General features: G+C 72.1%; 22 protein-coding genes. 19 read left to right on the top strand and 3 right to left on the bottom strand.

Features of this window, described 5'->3' with window-relative positions; translation table 11 throughout:
- The first annotated feature begins 272 nt into the window (after positions 1 to 272).
- From ACIBW6_RS09730 to ACIBW6_RS09705, 6 genes are all read left to right on the top strand, one after another.
- Complete coding sequence (locus ACIBW6_RS09730) at positions 273 to 1,304, top strand: LacI family DNA-binding transcriptional regulator (protein ID WP_399058553.1); 1,032 nt, start codon at positions 273 to 275, stop codon at positions 1,302 to 1,304.
- 462 nt (positions 1,305 to 1,766) lie between these two features.
- Positions 1,767 to 3,077 (top strand): MFS transporter, encoded by a 1,311-nt coding sequence (locus tag ACIBW6_RS09725; protein WP_399058551.1) that lies wholly within the window; start codon positions 1,767 to 1,769, stop codon positions 3,075 to 3,077.
- Positions 3,078 to 3,246: 169 nt separating this feature from the next.
- Positions 3,247 to 4,338, top strand: a complete 1,092-nt coding sequence (locus tag ACIBW6_RS09720) for a 5'/3'-nucleotidase SurE (protein WP_399058549.1) — start codon at positions 3,247 to 3,249, stop codon at positions 4,336 to 4,338.
- Positions 4,339 to 4,401: 63 nt separating this feature from the next.
- Positions 4,402 to 5,988, top strand: a complete 1,587-nt coding sequence (locus tag ACIBW6_RS09715) for a carboxylesterase/lipase family protein (protein ID WP_399058547.1) — start codon at positions 4,402 to 4,404, stop codon at positions 5,986 to 5,988.
- On the top strand, positions 5,972 to 6,373 hold the full coding sequence (locus tag ACIBW6_RS09710) for a VOC family protein (RefSeq protein WP_399058545.1): 402 nt from the start codon (positions 5,972 to 5,974) through the stop codon (positions 6,371 to 6,373). The genes ACIBW6_RS09715 and ACIBW6_RS09710 overlap by 17 nt, the downstream gene beginning before the upstream one ends.
- Complete coding sequence (locus tag ACIBW6_RS09705; protein ID WP_399058543.1) at positions 6,370 to 6,876, top strand: DinB family protein; 507 nt, start codon at positions 6,370 to 6,372, stop codon at positions 6,874 to 6,876. The genes ACIBW6_RS09710 and ACIBW6_RS09705 overlap by 4 nt, the downstream gene beginning before the upstream one ends.
- Positions 6,877 to 6,916: 40 nt before the next feature.
- Here the strand turns inward: ACIBW6_RS09705 and ACIBW6_RS09700 are convergent, their stop codons facing one another.
- Positions 6,917 to 7,831: a LysR family transcriptional regulator gene (locus ACIBW6_RS09700; RefSeq protein ID WP_399058542.1), complete on the bottom strand. Its 915-nt coding sequence runs from the start codon at positions 7,829 to 7,831 to the stop codon at positions 6,917 to 6,919.
- A 184-nt stretch (positions 7,832 to 8,015) separates the two neighbouring features.
- Here ACIBW6_RS09700 and ACIBW6_RS09695 point away from each other — a divergent pair, with 184 nt between their 5' ends.
- On the top strand, positions 8,016 to 8,525 hold the full coding sequence (locus tag ACIBW6_RS09695) for a DUF1772 domain-containing protein (RefSeq protein WP_399058540.1): 510 nt from the start codon (positions 8,016 to 8,018) through the stop codon (positions 8,523 to 8,525).
- Between the two features lie 325 nt (positions 8,526 to 8,850).
- Here the strand turns inward: ACIBW6_RS09695 and ACIBW6_RS09690 are convergent, their stop codons facing one another.
- Positions 8,851 to 9,297: a hypothetical protein gene (locus tag ACIBW6_RS09690; protein ID WP_399058538.1), complete on the bottom strand. Its 447-nt coding sequence runs from the start codon at positions 9,295 to 9,297 to the stop codon at positions 8,851 to 8,853.
- Positions 9,298 to 9,464: 167 nt separating this feature from the next.
- On the opposite strand from ACIBW6_RS09690, the gene ACIBW6_RS09685 reads away from it, so the two are divergent.
- The 3 genes from ACIBW6_RS09685 (at position 9,465) to lysA (ending at position 12,213) form a co-directional block, all read left to right on the top strand.
- Positions 9,465 to 10,124, top strand: a complete 660-nt coding sequence (locus tag ACIBW6_RS09685; protein ID WP_399058536.1) for an MSMEG_1061 family FMN-dependent PPOX-type flavoprotein — start codon at positions 9,465 to 9,467, stop codon at positions 10,122 to 10,124.
- A gap of 317 nt (positions 10,125 to 10,441) precedes the next feature.
- Positions 10,442 to 10,849: an SAV_915 family protein gene (locus ACIBW6_RS09680; protein ID WP_399058534.1), complete on the top strand. Its 408-nt coding sequence runs from the start codon at positions 10,442 to 10,444 to the stop codon at positions 10,847 to 10,849.
- Between the two features lie 17 nt (positions 10,850 to 10,866).
- Complete coding sequence (lysA, locus tag ACIBW6_RS09675; protein WP_399058532.1) at positions 10,867 to 12,213, top strand: diaminopimelate decarboxylase; 1,347 nt, start codon at positions 10,867 to 10,869, stop codon at positions 12,211 to 12,213.
- Between the two features lie 21 nt (positions 12,214 to 12,234).
- On the opposite strand, the gene ACIBW6_RS09670 is transcribed toward lysA, so the two are convergent.
- Positions 12,235 to 12,597 (bottom strand): DoxX family protein, encoded by a 363-nt coding sequence (locus ACIBW6_RS09670; protein ID WP_399058530.1) that lies wholly within the window; start codon positions 12,595 to 12,597, stop codon positions 12,235 to 12,237.
- A gap of 106 nt (positions 12,598 to 12,703) precedes the next feature.
- Between ACIBW6_RS09670 and ACIBW6_RS09665 the strand changes: the two genes are divergently transcribed.
- The 9 genes from ACIBW6_RS09665 (at position 12,704) to kdpB (ending at position 21,469) form a co-directional block, all read left to right on the top strand.
- Positions 12,704 to 13,588, top strand: a complete 885-nt coding sequence (locus ACIBW6_RS09665) for a LysR substrate-binding domain-containing protein (RefSeq protein ID WP_399058528.1) — start codon at positions 12,704 to 12,706, stop codon at positions 13,586 to 13,588.
- Between the two features lie 44 nt (positions 13,589 to 13,632).
- Positions 13,633 to 13,863 (top strand): DUF2945 domain-containing protein, encoded by a 231-nt coding sequence (locus ACIBW6_RS09660; RefSeq protein WP_399058526.1) that lies wholly within the window; start codon positions 13,633 to 13,635, stop codon positions 13,861 to 13,863.
- Positions 13,860 to 14,201, top strand: a complete 342-nt coding sequence (locus tag ACIBW6_RS09655; protein WP_399058524.1) for a DUF3140 domain-containing protein — start codon at positions 13,860 to 13,862, stop codon at positions 14,199 to 14,201. Before ACIBW6_RS09660 ends, ACIBW6_RS09655 begins: the two co-directional genes overlap by 4 nt.
- A 130-nt stretch (positions 14,202 to 14,331) precedes the next feature.
- The gene (locus ACIBW6_RS09650) at positions 14,332 to 14,742 is read left to right on the top strand and encodes a VOC family protein (RefSeq protein WP_399058522.1); all 411 of its coding nucleotides are present in this window, start codon (positions 14,332 to 14,334) and stop codon (positions 14,740 to 14,742) included.
- Between the two features lie 66 nt (positions 14,743 to 14,808).
- The gene (locus ACIBW6_RS09645) at positions 14,809 to 17,196 is read left to right on the top strand and encodes an ATP-binding cassette domain-containing protein (RefSeq protein WP_399058520.1); all 2,388 of its coding nucleotides are present in this window, start codon (positions 14,809 to 14,811) and stop codon (positions 17,194 to 17,196) included.
- Positions 17,197 to 17,389: 193 nt separating this feature from the next.
- Complete coding sequence (locus ACIBW6_RS09640; RefSeq protein WP_399058518.1) at positions 17,390 to 17,566, top strand: hypothetical protein; 177 nt, start codon at positions 17,390 to 17,392, stop codon at positions 17,564 to 17,566.
- Positions 17,563 to 17,652, top strand: a complete 90-nt coding sequence (gene kdpF, locus ACIBW6_RS09635; RefSeq protein ID WP_399058516.1) for a K(+)-transporting ATPase subunit F — start codon at positions 17,563 to 17,565, stop codon at positions 17,650 to 17,652. The genes ACIBW6_RS09640 and kdpF overlap by 4 nt, the downstream gene beginning before the upstream one ends.
- A gap of 8 nt (positions 17,653 to 17,660) precedes the next feature.
- The gene (gene kdpA / locus ACIBW6_RS09630; protein WP_399058514.1) at positions 17,661 to 19,322 is read left to right on the top strand and encodes a potassium-transporting ATPase subunit KdpA; all 1,662 of its coding nucleotides are present in this window, start codon (positions 17,661 to 17,663) and stop codon (positions 19,320 to 19,322) included.
- Positions 19,323 to 19,363: 41 nt separating this feature from the next.
- Positions 19,364 to 21,469, top strand: coding sequence for a potassium-transporting ATPase subunit KdpB (gene kdpB / locus ACIBW6_RS09625; protein WP_399058512.1), 2,106 nt, complete (start codon positions 19,364 to 19,366; stop codon positions 21,467 to 21,469).
- The last annotated feature ends 20 nt before the right edge of the window (positions 21,470 to 21,489 follow it).

The raw sequence follows: 21,489 nt of genomic DNA, 5'->3' as shown, positions 1-21,489 counted from the left end.
CGGTTCGCGGCAGTTCGGGGCAGTTCGCGGCGGTCCGTACGTCCGTACGTCCGTACGTCCGTACGTCCATACGTCCGTACGTCCGTACGTCCGCATGGGCGCGCCTGTGTACCGGCGCACCGCTGTATGACTGCATGAGCGTGGGTGCCCGATGTCCTGGGCGGTGCTCCTGCCGCGCCGACATCGTGCTCCACCTACCTGTTGAACGGTAGGTTTCGTTATCTATGCGTTATGAAAATGCCGGTCGGCCCCGTCTGCGATCATGAGCGGTCATGAGCCCTCCGCCCCGCGCCGCCGGCACCCCGCCCACCAGCGGAGACGTGGCGCGCGCCGCGGGAGTGTCGCGGGCGACGGTCTCCTACGTCCTGAACGGCACCCAGGGCGGACGCGTCAGCGAGGCGACGAGGGAGCGGGTGCGGGAAGCCGCCCGCCAGCTGGGGTACGTCCCGCACGCCGTGGCCCGGGCCCTGCGCGCGGGGCGCACCGGGATCGTCCTGCTGACCGCTCCGGCGGTGGCCGCGGGGCCGTTGTTCGCGCAGTACTTCAGCGAACTGCATTTGGCGCTATCGGAGTTGGGCTACACGGCCGTGCTCTACGGTCCGACCGGTCGCCGGGGCGCGGAGGCCGCTCGCCGGTGGGCCGAGTTGCGGCCCGACGCGGTGCTGTCGCTGATGGACGACACCCTGGACGAACAGGCCGTCGCCGTACTGCACCGGGCCGGGGTGGGCGTCGTGGTGGGTGCCGGGCCGACGCCGGTGCCCGGCGCGCACGCGCTGGTGGCGGACCAGGAACAGGTCGGCAGGACGGCCGTGGAGCATCTCGTGGCCACCGGGCGCAGGACCATCGGCGTGCTCGTGCCCGCCGACGCGTCTCTGAAGGGGTTCGCCGAGCCGAGGTTCGACGGTGCTCGGGCGACGGCTCGGGCGGCGGCTCGGGCGCACGGGTCGGTCACCGTCGTCCGGCAGGAACTCGCTCTCGACGAGGAGGCGGCCGCCCGGTGGGCCGGGGTGTTCATCGAGGCGGGCTGCGACGGGCTGTTCGCGTACAACGACGAGTACGCGTCCCTGGCGGTCCGCGCGCTGCGCGACGCGGGGGCGCGGGTTCCGCGGGACGTGGCGGTGGTGGGCGCGGACGACGTGCTCATCGGCAGGCTGCTGCGTCCTCGACTGACCACCGTCCGCATGGACTTCACGCCCGCCCGCGAGATCGCGGCGATGCTGGACCGGCTGATCGGAGCCCCCGGCTCGCCCGCCGAGATCCGATCGTTCCTCGCCACGCGTCTGGTGGTCCGGGCCACCACCTGAACCGGCGGCCGGGCCAGCGCCCCCGGCTCGCCCGCCGAGATCCGATCGTTCCTCGCCACGCGTCTGGTGGTCCGGGCCACCACCTGAACCGGCGGCCGGGCCGGCGCCCCACGCCCGCCCGGCGCACCACGCCCGCCCGGCGCCCCAAGCCCGCCTGGCGCCTCAAGCCTGCCTGGCGCCCCGAGCCTGCCTGGCGCCCCAAGCCCGCCCGGCGGCACGGGCGTCGCGCGGTAGCCCGCCTCAAGGTGCAGCCGCGATTGCCCGCCCCCAGGCGCCGCGGTTTCAAAGGTTCAACACAGGTGCGACCCCACGCAGGTCACGAATTCATCCCGTGACTCCCGCCCCCTTCTCATGCTGACACGTGTCACCTACTCTCCTTCCCAACGCGCGCCCCACCGCGTCAGCTTCTTCGGCATCGCTCTCCAAGGGGCCCTCAGCATGAGTCATTCACTTCCTGAAAAAATGGCCGCAGCCACTCCGGCGGGTGCCGTCACCGGGACCGCCGTGCCGGCGGCTCCGCAGCGCCTCGCCCGGCTCTACGTCACGCTGCCGGCTGCCAACATCGCCCTCTACCTGCTGTGGCTCGGCGTGGGCAGCTTCCTGCTGCCGCTCCAGGTCGCGCAGATCACCGGCACGAACGACACCTCCGCCCTCTCCACGGCCAGTACCACGGGGGCGGTCCTCGCGACGATCGGCAATCCGGTGTTCGGGCAGTTGTCCGACCGCACCCGGTCCCGGTTCGGCCGCCGGGCGCCGTGGATCCTGCTGTGCGCGCTGCTCGGAGCCGTGGCCCTGGTCGCCCAGGCCCACGCGGCGAGCATCGCGACGCTCGGTCTGAGCTGGGGCGTCGTGCAGTTCATCATGAACGGCTACCAGGCGGCCCTGACCGCCGCGATGCCCGACCGCGTGCCCGCCTCCAGGTACGGGACCTTCTCCGCGCTCGTCGGTGTGGGAGTTCCCCTCGGCACGATCGCCGCCGCGCTGGTCATCGGCGGGGTGCCCGGCACGAAGTTCGGGCTCGACGGCATCATCGGCGGTTTCGGCGGACGGTTCGCCGGCGCGGACGGCTACTACCTCATAGCGGCCGTCGTGGTCGTCGCCGCGTTGTTCTTCGTCACCGTCTCCCCGGACCGTGACGCGCGGGAGCTGCCACGTGAGCCGTTCTCGCTGCGGGCGTTCCTCGGCGGCTTCTGGGTGAGCCCTCGCCGGCACCCGGACTTCGGCTGGGCCTTCGTCTCCCGGCTCGGGGTCCTGCTCGGCTACTTCATCGTCCTCACCTACAACCTGTACCTGCTCGCCGACTACATCGAGGTCGCGCCCGCGGACCTGCTGCCGACGGTCGGCTTCCTGATGATCGTCAACGCGCTGTGCACGGTCGCCGCCACCGTCCTCATCGGCCCCCTCGCCGACCGCGTCGGCAGGGTGAAGCCGTTCGTGTGCACCTCCGGCGTCGTGGCCGCGCTGGCGCTGTCGATCCCGATGCTGTGGCCCACCCAGAGCGGCATGCTCGCGTACAACATCGTGGGCGGCATGGCGTTCGGCACCTACATGGCCGTCGACATGGCCCTGATCACCAAGGTCCTGCCCCGCGCGGCCGACGTGGGCAAGGACATGGGCGTCATCAACATCGCCAACGCCGGACCGCAGATCCTCGCCCCGACCGTCGCCGGCTGGATCGTCACCGCCGGCGGCTACGAGGCCCTGTTCCCCGTGGCCGCGGTCGTCTCGCTCGTGGGTGCGCTGGGGGTGCTCCGGGTCCGCGGCGTCCGCTGACCCTCCGGCCCTGACCGCGCCCGGCAGCACCGCCTGGGGCCCCATCGGCCCCATCGGCCCCACCGGCCCCACCGGCCCCACCGGCCCCGAGAAAGTCCCATCGGCCCCGAGAAAGTGTCGGCGACCCGGCTCGGCCGCCCCCCGACGTACTCACACAGGAGACCCCACCATGCCCACCGCCACCCGCTTCCTGGTCGCCACCACCGCCGTCGGAGCCGTGATCGCCGGCCTCACCACGGCCGCCCACGCTCTGCCCGCGGATACCGAACGCACCACCACCCACCCCTCGCACCCCACCAAGCCGCTGGCGGGGCTGCGGGTCCTGCTGACCAACGACGACTCCATGCGGGCCGCCGAGGCGTCCCACTCCGACGGGCTGGGCCTGTACGAGATGCGCAAGGCGCTGTGCGCGGCGGGCGCCGACGTCGTCGTGATGGCACCGTGGCAGGTGCAGTCCGGGAAGGGCACGGCCGTCTCCAACGGCGGCGCGCTCACCCTGGCGCACCGCGTCCGGATGCCCGCAGGCTACGAGGGCGACTGCGCGGGCACACCGTCCGGTTCCCCCGTGTACGGGGTCTGCCTCTCCGGCGACGCGTGCGGAGCCGGCACGGCGAGCGCCACGCCCGCCGACACCGTCAAGTTCGCCCTCCGTACGGGCCTGGCCGCGAAGGTCGGCTGGTCCGGCCGGCCCGACCTGGTGGTGACCGGCATCAACTCCGGGCCCAACGTCAGCGCCCAGGTCAACGACTCCGGCACGGTGGGCGCCGCCGTCGCCGCGATCGAGGACGGTGTCCCCGCCGTCGCCTTCTCGTCCTCCGCCGACCGCACCCTGACGTACTTCCCGCGCGTCAACTACCGGGCCAACGCGGAGTTCGGCACCCGCCTCCTCGCCGGGATGCGCGAACGGTCCTTGTTCACCGCCGAGTTCGCCGTCAAGGTCGACTACCCCGACGTCAGCGCGGGCCGTCCGGCCAAGGTCCCGCGCTGGACCGGTATCGGCCACGGCAAGGTCGTCCGGCACGACTACGCCGCGCGCCCCGGCAGCGACAAGACCTTCGACATCACCTTCGGCATCTGCGCGAACAGGCCCGGCGACCCCTGCACGGAGACGGTCCGGCCGGCCGACTCCACCGCCCTGCTCGGCGGCCACATCGCCGTCGCGCCCGTCACCGCGGACCGCACCTACGGCGCACCGGCCGACGCCAGGAAGGAGCTGCGCGCGCTGAAGCACTACGTCGAGCGGGCCGCACCGCGCCCGTGAGCCGCACACCCCCGGCCTGCCACCCGCGACGGCAGCCCCTTCCGACACATCAGGAGCGATGACATGACCACCCGCCCCGCCGACCGGCCCACCGTCCGCACCACCCACGGTCCGGTCCGTGGTGAGCGCCGGGACACCGGCGTGCGGTTCCTCGGCATCCCCTACGCACAGGCCCCGGTGGGCGAGCTGCGCTTCGCCGCCCCCGTGCCGCCCGTACCGTGGTCCGAGCCGCTGGACGCGACCGCCCACGGACCGACCGCGCAGCGCCGCGCACTGGCCGAGGTCACCTTCATCCCCGAGCCGAGCATTCCGGGGGAGGCGACGCTCAATCTCAACGTCTTCACGCCCGACCTCGCACCGGACGCCGGCCTGCCGGTGATGGTGTGGATCCACGGGGGAGGGTTCCTGGCCGGGAGCCAGGCAAGCCCCTGGTACGACGGCGCGGCCTTCAACCGCGACGGCGTGGTCGTCGTCTCGATCGGCTACCGCCTCGGCTTCGACGGCTTCGGCTGGATCTCCGACGCCCCGCACAACCGTGCCGTCCGTGACTGGCTGACGGCGCTGGAATGGGTGCAACAGAACATCGGGCGGTTCGGCGGCGACCCCGGCAGGGTCACGGTCGCCGGTCAGTCGGCAGGCGGTGCCGCCGTCCTGACGCTGCTGGGCATGCCGGCCGCGCAGCACCTCTTCCACCGCGTGCACTGCTTGTCCGGCCCGGTTCCGCAGGTGCCGATGGCGGAGGCGGAACGCGTGGGCCGGGCGCTGGCCGAACGGGGCGGTGTGCCACCGACCCGCGCCGGTCTGTCCTGGCTCAGCGAGGAACGGGTCCTCCAGCTGCAGCATCAGGTGGCCCCCCTGGCCGGGGCCGGCGGAGCGGATCCGGGCCCGGACGACGCCCTGGCCGCGCTCGCCGGCCTCCTTTCGCACAGCCTCCCGTTCGCCCCCGTGATCGACGGCGACCTCGTGCCGGAAGCCCCGCTGGACGCGATTGCCCGGGGCGTGGGCGCCGGCAAGGAACTCGTCCTCGGGGCCACCGACCACGAGTTCAACATGGTGCTGCACCCCGTGCGCGACCGCCTCGACGCCGCGGCGCCGGTCCCGGTCCTCACCGGGCTCGGCGTGGACGCGAGCGTCGCCGCCGCCTACGTCGCCGGTCACTCCGGGCTGAGCACGGCAGACCTCGTCGGCCAGTACGTCACGGACCACCTGTTCCGCACCGCCGTCGCGCGCGTCGCGCAGGCGCGCGGCACCGCACCCACCTGGTTGTACCGCTTCGCCTGGCGCTCGCCCGTGCTCGGCCTGGCCGCCCACTGCCTCGACGTCCCGTTCCACTTCGACTGCCTGGACAGTGCAGGGGTCGCCGCCGTCGCCGGGGCCGCGCCGCCGCCGGCGCTTGCCGCCGAGGTCCACGGCGCGGCCGTCGCCTTCGTCCGTACAGGCGAGCCGGGCTGGGCCCCCTGGACCGCCGGCTCCCCGGCCACCCGCGTCTTCGACGCCCCCTGCTCGAACCAGCCCGACGGCTACGCCGACGTACGTGCCCTCTTGACTGCGGCCGAGGCCCCGGCCGCGTCATCCTTGCCGCCGGTCGCTCCCGCCTCTGTACGTGGCGTCGGCTCTCGGACATCCTTCCGATGTGACAGAGACGGCTAGCACCTCCTCATGGCCCAAGGGCATCAGCGCGATAACCCTCTTCACCGAGGATCTCGACGCCACGAAACGCTTCTACCGGGAGGTCTTCGGGTTGCCGGTGGCCTTCGAGAACGACAACTCGGCTGTCTTCGAGTTCGGCGACACCCTCATCAATCTGCTCGACGTCACGGCGGCGCCGGAGCTCATCGCACCCGGGCGCGTCGCCCCGCCCGACGCGGGCGCCCGGCTCCAGTTCACTCTGCCCGTGGAGGACGTGGACGCGATGTGCAAAGAACTGGTGGCGCGCGGCGTCACGCTGCTCAACGGCCCCGTGGACCGGCCCTGGGGGATCCGGACCGCCAGCTTCCGCGATCCCGGCGGGCATGTCTGGGAGATCGCTCAATGACCGTCGCCCCGGACGCCGAGATCCAGGCCCTGCTGTCCTTCCTGCACGGCCAGCGCCGCCATGTCCTCGGCATTCTCGACGGCCTCGACGCCGATGCCCTACGTCAGCCTGTTCTGCCCTCGGGGTGGAACTGCCTCGGCCTCGTCCAGCATCTCGCCCTGGACGTCGAGCGGTTCTGGTTCCGCGCGGTCGTCGACGGCGATGACGGTGTCGTGGAGTCCCTGGGGGAGGGCGGTGACGCATGGCAGGTGGGGACGGAGGTCCCCGTTGCCGAGGTCCTCGACCGGTACCGCACGGAGTGCGACCACGCGGACGCCGTCATCGGCGCCACCCCTGCGGACGCTCCCCTTGCCTGGTGGCCCCACCACCTGTTCGGCGAGCCGCACCTGCACACCCTGCGGGACGTCCTGCTGCATGTGATCACCGAGACGGCCTGCCACGCCGGTCACCTCGATGCGGCGCGTGAACTCCTGGACGGTAAGCGGTGGTTGGTGCTGACCTAGGGTGCGGTGCGCCGCAGGCAAGGAGCGCGGCCCGGCGGTGTCAGGTCATCCCCCAGCCGCCGTCGGCTCCGCGGTCGGCGTAGGCGCGTGCGGCCTGGTGGAAGGCCCGGAGCCGGGCGGTTTCCGTCGCGGGACGCCAGACGAAGCCCCATTCGTAGGGCGGCGCGTCACTGACCGGGACGTAGGCCACGTCCGGGCGTGCGTAGTAGGCGGCGGCGTGGGCCGGTACGGGATAGACGCCCCGGCCCGCACCGACGAGGGCGATCAGCTCCTGGATCGTCTCGGCGCTTCCGCCGCGTTCGACCGGACGGCCGGCGGGGGTCCGTGCCGGTACATGGTGCTCGTCCCAGTAGGCGGGGACCGAGCGGGGCGAGCGCAGCACGGTGTCGCGGGCGAGGTCGTCGAGGCGGACGGACGGACGGCGGGCGAAGGGATGGCGGGCCGAGACGGCGAGGGCGTGCGGCTCGCGGATGAGGACCGGTCCCGCGGTCAGGTCCGGTTCCTCGACGGGCCGGGAGCACAGCAGGACGTCGATCTCGCCGCTGCGCAACGGCGTGTGGGCCTCGCTGAACTGCACCTCGCGGATACGGACCTCGACCTCGGGGTGCCGGCCGCGCAGCAACTGCGCCACCGCCAGGATGAACGGGCCGCCCGGCGCTCCGACGAACCCCGCGCGCAGGACGCCGCCCACGGTGCGGCCGGCGGTCTCGGCGCGACGTACGCCCGCCACGATCCGGTCGTACCCGGGGCGGACGTCCTCGTACAGGCGCTGTCCGACCGGGGTCAGGGCGACCCTGCGACTGGTCCGCTCGAACAGCGACACGCCCAGGCGGCGCTCCAGTTGCCTGATGGACTGACTGACCCGGGCGGTGGAGACGCGCAACCGTTCGGCGGTGCGGCCGAAGTGCAGTTCTTCGGCGACCGTCAGGAAGATCTCGATGTCGCGCCGCTCCATGCCCCGCCCCCTCCGCGGCGAGGACCTGCCGCGTTCGTGAACCCTCAGCTTAACGATGGTGCGCAGAAAGGGAGTTGGTCAGCGCCCGGAATGGCCCGAGGCTGGGAGCGGGCCCGGGCACGTCTCCCGCGTGACGTCGCCGACCGCGCCCGCCGCCGCGCATCCGGAACGAGAGGCGACACCCGTGAGAAGTCTCCAGCAGGCCACCCTGATACTGACCACCCTGGCCACCGGGCTGATGGCCGGCCTCTTCGCGGCCTTCGCCTACTCCGTCATGCCGGGCCTGGCACGCTCCTCCGACCGTACTTTCGTCGAGGCGATGCAGAACATCAACAAAGCGATCCTCAACCCGGTCTTCATGGTCCCCTTCATGGCCTCGATCCCCCTCCTCGGACTCGCGGTGGTCCTGGCCTGGCGCGGCCACGGACGGGCCGCGCTGCCGTGGCTGATCGCCGCGGCAGTGCTCTACCTGCTCGCCTTCATGGTCACCAGCGGTCTCAACGTCCCGCTCAACGACCGACTCGCCAAGGCGGGCGACCCCGGCCGCGTCAAGGACCTCCCGGCCCTGCGCGCGGACTTCGAGAGCACCTGGGTCGCCTGGAACATCGTCCGCGCCGTGCTCCACACCGCCGCCTTCGGCTGCCTGTTGTGGGCGCTGGTCGTCTTCGGCGCCCACCGGGCGCACGAAATGTAGCGGCGCCCGAACCGTCGTCCAGGTCTCGTGCACGTCTGTCACCAGGGCCCCGGGTCCGGGCCGGACGGCGGCGGTCAGAGCGCGAAGAGTGAGCCGTCGGGCGCCGGTAGTTCGGTGATCTGTGCGGAGGGCGGACGACGGACCGTGAGCGGGGCGTCGTACTCGGAGAACGCGACGTCGATGCTCATGCCGCCCGAAGTCATATTCAAGGACCGCAGGTACGGCTTCCCGGAGGCCTCGACGTACACGGTCCCCTGAGTCGTCCGCGTCTTCGAGGTGGTCGAGCCGCCCGCCTCCGTCGCGCCGGCCGGGGGGACGAGCGGGATCAGCCGGTGGCCGTCCCGCCGTACGGCGGGCAGCGCCCGGGTCCCCGCCACGTCGTCCGTCTGCGAGCCCAGCTCACGGCCGATCCCGCACTGGCGCGCGAGGGCCCCGCGGCCTTCGGTCCGGCGGGCATCCGCACGTACTTGCCCTGGGCCAGCAGCGTGCGTTCCCGGATCCGCGCGGCCACTTCCGGGCTCATCCGGGCGGTCAGGGAACGCAGTTCGGCGAGGGAGGCGTCGCTGAACCGTATGTACGCCTCGGCCTGGTCGGTCTCCGCCGCCAGCACGATCATGTCGCCCCGGTTTCCGGTCCCGCCGTCGAACGTGCCGACGCAGTTTCCCGTCCGGTCGATCCGCACGTCACTGCGCACCGTCCGCCCGGCCTGGCCGTCCGAGGCCCGCATCCGTACCGAGCGGGCGTCCCGCAGCAGCCCCGTCCCCTGCGTCAACAGCAGTTCGCCGCGCGCCTGCGCAGCGACGGCGGCTCGCCGGGGCAGGTGTTCTCCGCCGCGCGCAGCCGCGGGTCGTGTTCTTGCGTCCTCTGCCCGGCAGGGGGCGGGGGCGGTTCGGGGCGGGCCCGGGTGTCTCTCAGGACCGTCCCGTTAGGGTCGCTGCCATGACCACATCCCTTGTCAGAAGTGCCTTCGACTCGCTGACCGTCGACGCCGTGCGCGATCAGGAGGAGCTGCGGCAGGCCTACGCCCTGCCCGGTGACGCCGCCGTGCGCAAGCAGATGAGTGAACTGACGGAGCAGACGCAGCAGTTGATTGCCTGTTCCTCGCTGGTGCTCGTCGCCAGCGCGGACGTCGAGGGCAACTGTGACGTCTCCCCGCGCGGCGGCCCCGCCGGGTTCGTCGCCGTGCTGGACTCCCGGACCGTGGCGATACCGGACGCCACCGGCAACAAGCGCCTGGACACCCTGCAGAACGTCATCGCCACCGGGCGGGCCGGGCTGCTGTTCATCGTCCCGGGCCGCATGACGACGCTCCGCGTGAACGGCCGGGCCTGCGTCTCCACCCGCCCGGAGCTGCTGTCCCAGCTGACCGCGGTGGGCAAGCCGCCGGCCAGCGCGCTCGTGGTGGGGATCGAGGAGGTCTACCCGCACTGCCCCAAGTCGCTGATGCGCAGCGGGGCGTGGAAGCCGGAGCAGTGGCTGCCCGCCGACGCGCAGCCGACCTCGGCCGAGGTGACGCTGGCCCAGCTGCGGCGGCCGGAGCTGACGATCGCCGACATCGAGCGGACGGAGGCGGAGTCTTTGAAGTACCGGTACGAGTAGACGTCCCCGCCCCCTGTCGTCGCCCGCGTCACCGCCGTATCGGCGCCCCCGCGTCACCCGCAACAGCTCCGCCCGCGGCACCCCCGCATCGGCGCCCCCCCCGCGTCACCCCCGCGTCAGCATCACCGCCTCCCCCGTCAGCATCCCGTCAGGGCCGGGCGCGACCGGGTGAGGGCGGGTCTAGCGTCCTCGGTGGGTCCCGGTCGGCCGTCCGCAGCCGGGGCCCGGTATCCCGAACCCCGGGCCGGGCTCGCCGGGCGGCGCGGTGCGTCGTCCGGGCAGTGCCCACGGGCCCGGCTCCTCCAGGAGGCATCCCCATGGCAGAGCTTCTGAGCGGTGAAGACCCGGAACCCTCCGAACGGTTCCCGGCCGGACCCCTGTACGTTCCGGTCCGGTCGGGTCCTTTCTGGCACACCGCCCGCCTGTTCCGCACACCCCTCGGCGGCCGCACGGCCGCCGCCTTCACCTCCGAGCGCGCGCTCGCCGCCACCCTCGGCCCTGAGCAGCCGTGGATCCGGCTCGCCGAGCCCGCTCTGCGGGCCATGACCCGGCCCCTCGGTGTCACCACCGTCACGGTGGACCCGCAACTGACCGCGCCGGTGACCGTGGTCGGTGCGCCCGCACCGGCAGCGCGGCGCGGCGGCCGGGATCCGCGGGCGGTCGGTGCGCTGCACGTAACCGGGGCTGCTGCGCTCGTCTCCGTCCTGTCGTACTGGATCGGCTGAGAAGGGGCGACGTCACCATGACCACCGTTCACGAACCCGCTGCCACCACCGCCACCCCCGACGTCACCGAGGAGTTGGCGGTGTGGCCCGCCTCCGCGGCCGAGCTCCGCCCGGGTGACCTGAAGGTCGGCGGAGTCGCGCTCGCCGAGATCGCGGGCCGCTACGGCACCCCGGTGTACGTCCTCGACGAGGGCGAGGTGCGCCGCCGGTGCCGGCTCTACCGGAAGGCCTTTCCGGAGGCCGAAGTCCACTATGCCGCCAAGGCGTTCCTGTGCCGGGCCGTGGCCCGCTGGGTCGAGGAGGAGGGGCTCGGGCTCGACGTCTGCTCGGCCGGTGAACTGGAACTCGCGGTCGCGGCCGGGTTCCCGGCCGGGCGGATCGTCCTGCACGGCAACGCCAAGACGCCGGACGACCTGAGGAAGGCCCTGGGGTACGGCGTCGGCCGGATCGTCATCGACAGCCCGTCCGAGACGGCCCGGATCGCCGCGGCGGTCGGCACCGGTGGCCGTCAGCGGGTGATGGTCCGCGTGGTGCCCGGCATCAGCGCGGGCGGCCACGCGAAGATCCGTACCGGAACCGAGGACCAGAAGTTCGGCCTGTCCGTCTCCGACGGCTACGCCCAGCACGCCATCGCCCGCATCCTGGACCAGCCGCAACTCGAACTGACCGGCCTGCACTGCCACTTGGGCTCGCAGATAACCGACGTCAAGCCCTACCTGACGGCCGTGCGGCGGCTGGTGGGTCTGATGGCGCGGCTCCACGAGCAACACGGCGTCACGTTGCGGGAGTTGGACCTGGGCGGTGGCCATGGTGTCGCCTACCGGCCCGGTGAGCCGGCCATGGACGTGCCCCGGCTGGCCCGCGAGGTCCGCGCCGAACTGACCGGTGCGTGCGCCGCGGCCGGGCTCCCCGTACCGCGTCTGGTCATCGAGCCGGGCCGGGCCGTCGCCGGGCCCGCCGGGATCGCGCTGTACCACGTGGTGTCCGTGAAGCGCACCGGAGGCCGTACGTTCGTCGCCGTCGACGGCGGCATGAGCGACAACCCGAGGCCCGCGCTGTACGGGGTGCGGTACGCGCCCCGCCTGGTCGGCCGGCGCGGCAGCGCGGCACACGCGCCGGTCACGGTGGTCGGCCGGCACTGCGAGGCCGGGGACGTCGTCGCGGCCGATGTGCCGCTGCCGGACGACGTCCGCGCGGGTGACCTGCTCGCCGTTCCCGTGGCGGGGGCCTACCACCTGTCGATGGCGTCCGGGTACAACCTGGTCGGCCGCCCGCCGGTGGTCGCGGTTCGGGACGGCGGCGCTCGTCTCCTCGTGCGCCGCGAGTCCCTGGACGATGTGCGCAGCCGTGATGTGGGCCTCTGAGCACGGTTCTTCTGTCGCCGCTCACCACCAGGTGGCGGCCAGCCAGGTGGACACGGCCGCGGTCACGAGAAGGGCGATGTTCAGGGCGACCTGGCGGTCGCCCATGCGCAAGTGGACAGCGGTCGCACCGCATTGCAGGAGCGTGAAGCCGAGCGCCGCCGCGCAGGCCAGCCAGGGGGCGGTGCCGGTCAGGGGAGGCAGGAGGAGGCCGAGGGCGCCGAGCACTTCGAGTGCGCCGATCGCCCTGACGGCCGCCATCGGCAGGGCGTCCACCCAGGCCATCATCGGCCGCAGCTGATCCCGGCTGCGGGCCAGCTTCAGCGCGCCTCCGTAGAAGTAGAAGAGGGCGAGCAGGGTGGCGACGACCCAGTAGGCGAGGTGCATGGGGTTCCTTCGGGGGAGAGGGGTTCGCCTCGATTGCACGGCCTCGGCCGGCACCGTGTCCAAGACCCGTCCCGGCAGGCCGATACCGAACGGGTATCGTCGCAGCATGGAGCTGCGGACCCTGCGCTACTTCGTGGCCGTCGCCGAGGAACTGCACTTCGGCCGGGCCGCCACCCGGCTGCACATGACGCAGCCGCCGCTGAGCCGGGCGATCCGGCGGCTGGAGACGGACCTCGGCGCCGTTCTGTTCGAGCGGACGCCCGCCGGCGTCTCGCTCACCGCTGCGGGGGAGGCGCTCCTCGACGAGGCGCGCGGCCTGCTCGACCGGGCCGGCCGGCTGCGCGGACGGGTCGCCGCCGCGGCCGGTGCCGGATCCCTCAGGGCCGGCCTGCTGGGCGACAGCACGGACGCCGACGTGCGCCGGGTGGCCGACGCCTACCGGGCGCGGCATCCGCACGTCGAGGTGCGCATCCGCGAGACCGGCCTCGACGATCCCACCTGCGGACTGCACGCCGGTCTCGTCGACGTCGCGCTGACCCGCGCGCCCTTCGACGAGACGGGCCTGGTCGTACGGGAGGTGCGCGCGGACCGGGTCGGGGCTCTGCTGCGCGCCGACGACCCGTTGGCGGGCCGCGACTCCGTTCGCCTCGCGGAGCTGGCCGGGCGGCGCTGGTTCGTCTTCCCGGAAGGCACCGATCCGCTCTGGCGGGCGTACTGGAGCGGCGGGCTGCGCCGGGAGGGGCCGGTGGTGCGCGCGGTGCAGGAGTGCCGGCAGGCCGTGCTCTGGAACGGGACGGTCGGCATGACGCTCCTGACCCACGCTCCGGGGTCCGGGCTGGCCGTGGTGCCGGTGGCCGACATGGAGCCCAGCCGTGCGGTGGTCGCGTGGCGGCGCGGGGAGAACGACCCGCTGGTCCGTTCCTTCGCCGCCGCAGCCGTGGCGACGTACGGATCGTCGGAATGCGCCGCGGCCCGAAGGGCGGGACAGTGAGACGTCGTCCAACAGGGGGTCGGAAGCGAAGGAGCGTGCGGGTCGTGGCGAAGGGCAAGAAGCTCAGCAAGGGTGACAAGGTCTCCTGGAGCAGTCACGGGCAGACCGTGCCCGGAACCGTGAAGAAGAAGATCACGGGCCGTGCCGAGGTGGCGGGCCGCACGGTCGACGCCTCGAAGGACGAACCGCAGTACGAGGTCGAGAGCGACAAGTCCGGCCGCAACGCCGTGCACAAGCCCGAGTCCCTGCGCAAGAAGAAGAACGGCGGCTCATGAGCGGGCGGAGCGACGCGGACCGGCAGGAGACCGTCGACGAGTTCGGCGAGGTCGTGAACATGACGCCCGCCGCCCTCAAGAAGTGGCTGGCCACGGACGACTCCAAGAGCGTCGGCCAGTCGGACGGGGACGGCGAGAGCGTCGGCCACGCGTCCGGCCGCCGCATCGTCACCCTCCTGGAGAAGAAGAAGGGCGAACTCACCGACGACGACGTCGCCCACATGCGCAAGGTCGTCGGCTACGTCCACCGCCACCTCAAGCAGCGGCCGTCCGGCGACGTCACGGAGACCCCGTGGCGGTACTCGCTGATGAACTGGGGCCACGACCCGAAGAAGTAACCCGGCGGGAGTGAGTGGCGGGACTGACCCAGCGGGAGTGACCCGGCAGGAGCGACCCGGCCGCCCCCTCCTCCCGGACCGGTCAGGAACGGAGAAGCCGTCCGGCCCCGCCCCGCCCTAGCGTGAAGGCATGGACCTCACCATTCACTTCACCTTCCTCCCGCACGACGACCCGGAGGCCTCCCTGGCCTTCTACCGCGACATCCTCGGCTTCGAGGTGCGCGACGACGTCGGCCACGGCGGCAAGCGCTGGCTCACCGTCGGGCCGGCCGGGCAGCCGCAGACGGCCGTCGTGCTGGAGCCGCCGGCCATGGAACCCGGGCTGAGCGAGGACGAGCGGCGCACCGTCCTCGGCATGATGGCCAACGGCACCTACGCCCGGATCACCCTCGGCACCACCGACCTCGACGCCACCTTCGAGCGGGTGCTGGCCGGCGGGGCCGAGGTCGTCCAGGAACCGATCGAGCAGCCGTACGGCGTGCGGGACTGCGCCTTCCGCGACCCCGCGGGCAACCTGGTCCGCTTCACCGCGCTGAACTGACCCCGCACGCCCGTCCCGCCGGAGATACTGCTGCTCGCAGCCGGGTGCCCGACGTATGGAGACATGATGACCAAGGCCAGGACGACCGGTACACCGGCGGAGCGGCACATCGCCGACAGCCACGATCTGATCCGGGTGTACGGCGCCCGCGAGAACAACCTCAAGGACGTGAGCGTCGAGCTGCCCAAGCGGCGGCTCACCGTCTTCACCGGGGTCTCCGGGTCGGGCAAGAGCTCCCTGGTGTTCCACACCATCGCCGCCGAGTCGCAGCGGCTGATCAACGAGACGTACAGCGCCTTCGTGCAGGGCTTCATGCCGACGCTGGCCCGGCCCGAGGTCGACGTGCTCGACGGGCTGACCACCGTGATCACCGTCGACCAGCAGCGGCTCGGCTCCGACCCGCGCTCCACGGTCGGCACGGCGACCGACGCCAACGCGATGCTGCGCATCCTCTTCAGCCGGCTCGGCAAGCCGTACATCGGCTCGCCCAAGGCCTTCTCCTTCAACGTCGCCTCGATCAGCGGCGCGGGCGCGGTGACCGTCAAGCGCGGCGGCCAGGACGTGAAGGAGAGGCGCAGCTTCAGCATCACCGGAGGTATGTGCCCCCGCTGCGAGGGCCGGGGCGCGGTCACCGACATCGACCTGACCGCGCTCTACGACGACTCCAAGTCGCTCAACGAGGGCGCGCTCACCATCCCCGGCTACAGCATGGACGGCTGGTACGGGCGCATCTTCAGCGGCTGCGGCTTCTTCGACCCGGACAAACCGATCAACCGGTTCACCAAGCGGCAGCTGAACGACCTGCTGTACAAGGAGCCGACGAAGATCAAGGTCGACGGCATCAACCTCACGTACGAGGGGCTGATCCCCAAGCTCCAGAAGTCGATGCTCTCCAAGGACGTCGACTCGTTGCAGCCGCACATCCGAGCGTTCGTGGAGCGTGCCGTCACCTTCAGCGTCTGCCCGGAGTGCGCGGGCACCCGGCTCAGCGAAGGCGCCCGCTCGTCGAAGATCGGGCGGATCTCCATCGCGGACGCCTGCGCGATGGAGATCCGGGACCTGGCCGCCTGGGCGCGGGGGCTGTCGGAGCCGTCGGTGGCGCCGCTGCTCGACTCGCTGCGGCAGACCCTGGAGTCGTTCGTGGAGATCGGCCTCGGCTACCTCTCGCTCGACCGGCCGGCCGGCACCCTCTCCGGCGGCGAGGCGCAGCGGGTCAAGATGATCCGCCACCTCGGATCGTCCCTCACCGACACCACGTACGTCTTCGACGAGCCGACCACCGGCCTGCACCCGCACGACATCCAGCGGATGAACGAGTTGCTGCTGCGGCTGCGGGACAAGGGGAACACCGTGCTCGTCGTCGAGCACAAGCCCGAGATGATCGCGATCGCCGACCACGTGGTGGACCTGGGCCCGGGAGCCGGAGCGGGCGGCGGCAGCGTCTGCTTCGAGGGCACCGTCGAGGGGCTGCGGGCCGCCGACACCGTCACCGGGCGCCACTTCGACGACCGGGCCTCGCTGAAGAAGGAGGTGCGCGAGCCGACCGGCGCGCTGGAGATCCGCGGCGCCTCGGCGCACAACCTCCAGGACGTCGACGTCGACATTCCGCTCGGGGTGCTGACCGTCGTGACCGGGGTCGCCGGGTCCGGCAAGAGCTCGCTGGTGCACGGGTCGATCCCGGCCGGCGAGGGTGTCGTCTCGGTCGACCAGACGGGCATCCGCGGGTCCCGGCGCAGCAACCCGGCGACCTACACAGGACTGCTCGAACCGGTCCGCAAGGCGTTCGCGAAGGCGAACGGTGTGAAGCCCGCTCTGTTCAGTGCGAACTCCGAGGGCGCCTGCCCCACCTGTAAGGGCGTCGGCGTCGTCTACACCGACCTGGCGATGATGGCGGGGGTGGCGACGACCTGCGAGGAGTGCGACGGGAAGCGGTTCGACGCCTCGGTGCTGGAGTACCGCCTCGGCGGCCGCGACATCAGCGAGGTGCTCGCCATGTCGGTGGCCGAGGCCGAGGAGTTCTTCGGCGCGGGCGACGCGCGCACCCCGGCCGCGCACAAGATCCTGGAACGGCTCAAGGACGTCGGGCTCGGCTACCTCACCCTCGGCCAGCCGCTCACCACCCTCTCCGGCGGCGAGCGGCAGCGCCTGAAGCTGGCCACGCACATGGGGGAGAAGGGCGGCGTGTACGTCCTCGACGAGCCGACGGCCGGGCTGCACCTCGCCGACGTCGAGCAGCTGCTCGGCCTGCTCGACCGGCTCGTCGACGCCGGCAAGTCGGTGATCGTCGTCGAGCACCACCAGGCCGTGATGGCGCACGCCGACTGGATCATCGACCTCGGTCCCGGCGCGGGCCACGACGGCGGCAAGGTCGTCTTCGAGGGCACCCCGGCCGAGCTGGTCGCCCAGCGCAAGACCCTCACCGGCGAGCACCTCGCGCAGTACGTCGGCGCCTGAGCCGGCCGGCCCCGGCCCCGGCAGCAGGCACACGCGTGCGGCCCGTCCCATGGGGGCGGGCCGTTTCGCGCGGGGTGACGGCCCCGGCCGCCGGAGGCCGGACCGCACCCGCCCCCCAGCCCCGCCCGTAAGAGACGCGTCAAAGGCGGACACGCCCCCGTATGGGAGCCGTCAACAGGGACCGGGACCGGTCGTGACCGGGGTTTTCCTCGAAGGGTTCGCACGCCTCGGTGTGCGGGCCGCACGTCCGTCCCTGTCCCTTTCGCATCTCATCCGGGAGCTCACGATGGCCGATCTGGCCTTCGTCGCCACCACGATCGCGGTCTTCGCGCTGGTGGCCCTCGTCGCCAAGGGGGTGACCAAGCTGTGACCGCCGAACACGTCGTCGGGCTCGTCGTGGCCGTCGCCCTGCTGGGTTATCTCGTCCTCGCCCTCCTGTACCCGGAGAGGTTCTGAGCGCTGACATGAGCCCCGTCCTCGCCGGAGTGCTCCAGTTCCTCGCCCTGTGCGCGGCGCTGGCTCTGGCCTACCGTCCCCTCGGCGACCACATGGCCCGGGTCTACTCCTCCGACAAGCACCTGCGCGTGGAGAAGTGGATCTACCGGGGCATCGGCGCCGACCCGAACACCGCGATGCGCTGGCCCGCCTACCTGCGCGGCGTCCTCGCCTTCTCGGCCGTCGGCGTCCTCTTCCTCTACGCGCTGCAACGCCTCCAGGGCTCGCTGCCGGGCTCGCTCGGCTTCCGGTCGATCGACCCGGACCAGGCGTTCAACACGGCGGCGTCCTTCGTCGCCAACACCAACTGGCAGTCGTACTACGGCGAACAGGCCATGGGCCACGTCGTGCAGACCGGCGGCCTCGCCGTGCAGAACTTCGTCTCGGCGGCCGTCGGGATCGCCGTGGCCGTCGCGCTCGTCCGCGGCTTCGCCCGGTCCCGCACCGGTGAGCTGGGCAACTTCTGGACCGACCTGGTCCGCGGCGTCGTCCGCGTCCTGCTGCCCATCGCGGTGCTCGGCGCGCTGGTCCTCGTCGCCTGCGGCGCGATCCAGAACTTCGCGGGCATCCACGACGTCGGCCAGTTCACGGGCGGCACGCAGCAGTGGAACGGCGGCGCGGTCGCCTCCCAGGAAGCCATCAAGGAGCTGGGCACCAACGGCGGCGGCTACTTCAACGCCAACTCGGCCCACCCCTTCGAGAACCCGAACGGATTCAGCAACCTCTTCGAGGTCTTCCTGATCCTCGTCATCCCGTTCGCGCTGACCCGCACCTTCGGCCGCATGGTCGGCTCGCTGCGGCAGGGCTACGCGATCCTCGCCACCATGGCGACGATCTGGGTCGTCTTCACCGGCCTGATGATGTGGACCGAGTCCGCCCACCACGGGCCCGCGTTCGAGCTGGCGGGCGGCGCCATGGAAGGCAAGGAGAATCGTTTCGGCATCGCGGGTTCCTCGATCTTCGCGGTGGCCACGACGCTCACCTCGACCGGCGCGGTGAACTCCTTCCACTCCTCCTACACCGGCCTCGGCGGCGGCATCACGATGCTGGGCATGCAACTCGGCGAGATCGCGCCCGGCGGCACCGGCTCCGGCCTCTACGGCATGCTGATCATGGCGGTCATCGCGGTGTTCCTCGCCGGTCTGATGGTCGGCCGCACCCCTGAGTACCTGGGCAAGAAGATCGGCACCCGCGAGATCACCTTCGCGGCCTGCTACATCCTGATCACCCCGGCCCTCGTCCTCGTCCTCACGTCCGTCTCGATGGCCCTGCCGACGCCGAAGGACTCCATGCTCAACGGCGGCGCGCACGGCTTCTCCGAGATCCTCTACGCGTACACCTCCGGCGCCAACAACAACGGGTCCGCCTTCGCGGGCCTGAGCGCCGACACCCAGTGGTTCAACACCACCGTCGGCCTCGCGATGCTCCTCGGCCGGTTCCTGCCGATGGTCTTCGTCCTCGCGCTGGCCGGTTCGCTGGCCGGGCAGCGGCCGGTCCCGGCCACCGCGGGCACGCTGCGCACGAACAAGCCGCTCTTCACCGGCCTGCTGGCCGGCACGGTCCTCGTCGTCACCGGCCTCACCTATTTCCCGGCGCTCGCCCTGGGCCCGCTCGCGGAAGGCCTCGCGTGATGCGCACCGACACCACGAACACCGAGAATCCAGAGGGCCCCATGTCCACAGCCACTCCCACGCGGGCGCCGCACCCGGACGTGCCGAGCGGGCACGAGGCCCGCCAGGACGGCGAAGGCAGGGTCGGCGCCGGTCTCTTCGACGCCCGCCAGCTCCTGCGGTCGCTGCCGGACGCCTGCCGCAAGCTCGACCCGCGCGTCATGGTCAAGTCGCCCGTGATGTTCGTCGTGCTCGTCGGCTCCGTCCTGACGACGGTGTTCTCCTTCGCGGACCCCTCCGACTGGTTCGGCTGGACGATCAGCGCCTGGCTCTGGCTGACCGTGGTCTTCGCCAACCTCGCGGAGGCCGTCGCCGAGGGCCGCGGCAAGGCGCAGGCCGACACGTTGCGCAAGGCGAAGACCGACACCGTCGCGCGCCGGCTCGCGGGCACCGCCGAGGAGCGGGTCCCCGGCACCGACCTGAAGGTCGGCGACCTCGTCGTCTGCGAGGCCGGCGACACCGTCCCCGGCGACGGCGACGTCGTCGAGGGCGTCGCCTCCGTCGACGAGTCGGCCATCACCGGCGAGTCCGCCCCGGTGATCCGCGAGTCGGGCGGGGACCGCAGCGCCGTCACCGGCGGCACGAAGGTGCTCTCCGACCGCGTCGTCATCAAGATCACGACGAAGCCCGGCGAGACGTTCATCGACCGCATGATCAACCTGGTCGAGGGCGCCGCCCGGCAGAAGACACCGAACGAGACGGCGCTCAACATCCTGCTCGCCTCGCTCACCATCGTCTTCCTGCTCGCCGTCGCCACGCTGCCGCCGTTCGCGGACCACGCGGGCACGCACCTGAGCATGGTCGTCCTGGTCGCCCTGCTGGTCTGCCTCATCCCGACCACCATCGGCGCCCTGCTGTCCGCCATCGGCATCGCGGGCATGGACCGCCTGGTGCAGCGCAACGTCCTCGCCATGTCGGGACGGGCGGTCGAGGCCGCCGGGGACGTCTCGACGCTCCTGCTCGACAAGACCGGCACCATCACCCTCGGCAACCGCCGGGCCGCCGCCTTCGTACCGGTGCACGGCACCACCGAGGCGCAGCTCGCCGACGCGGCGCAGCTGTCCTCGCTCGCGGACGAGACGCCCGAGGGCCGATCGGTCGTCGTCCTCGCCAAGGACGCCTACGGCCTGCGCGAACGGCACCAGAGCGAGCTGACCGGCGCCGCCTGGATCGAGTTCACCGCCCAGACCCGCATGTCGGGCGTGGACGTCGACGGGCGCAGGATCCGCAAGGGCGCCGCCGGTTCGGTGATCGCCTGGGTCCAGGAGCGCGGCGGGGCCGTCGCGCCCGACACGCGGGAGCTGACGGACCGGATCTCCGAGGCGGGCGGCACACCCCTGCTCGTCGCCGCCGAGGACACCGGGGGCGCCCGTGTCCTGGGCGTCATCCACCTCAAGGACGTCGTCAAGGACGGCATGCGCGAGCGGTTCACCGAGCTGCGCCGGATGGGCATCAGGACCGTCATGATCACGGGCGACAACCCGCTGACGGCCCGGGCCATCGCCGAGGAGGCGGGCGTCGACGACTTCCTCGCGGAGGCCACGCCCGAGGACAAGATGGCCCTCATCAAGCGCGAGCAGGCGGGCGGCAAGCTCGTCGCGATGACCGGGGACGGCACGAACGACGCCCCGGCCCTCGCCCAGGCGGACGTCGGCGTCGCGATGAACACGGGCACGTCGGCCGCGAAGGAGGCCGGCAACATGGTCGACCTCGACTCGGACCCGACCAAGCTGATCGAGATCGTCGAGATCGGCAAGCAACTGCTCATCACCCGGGGCGCGTTGACCACGTTCTCCATCGCCAACGACGTCGCCAAGTACTTCGCCATCATCCCGGCGCTGTTCGCGGCGGTCTACCCGGGCCTGGACAAGCTCAACATCATGCGGCTGTCCTCGCCGGACTCCGCGATCCTGTCGGCCGTCGTCTTCAACGCTCTCGTCATCGTCGCCCTGGTCCCGCTCGCCCTCAAGGGCGTCCGCTACCGCCCGGTGAGCGCGGACCGGCTGCTGCGGCGCAACCTCGGGATCTACGGCCTCGGCGGCCTGATCGCCCCGTTCGCCGGCATCAAGGCCATCGACCTGCTCCTCTCCCTCGTCCCCGGGCTCTAGCTCCTCGAAAGCGTGCTGAT

The organism is Streptomyces sp. NPDC049813, from assembly GCF_044465085.1.
Classification (GTDB): Bacteria; Actinomycetota; Actinomycetes; order Streptomycetales; family Streptomycetaceae; genus Streptomyces.
This window is presented reverse-complemented; position numbering and strand designations above follow the sequence as displayed.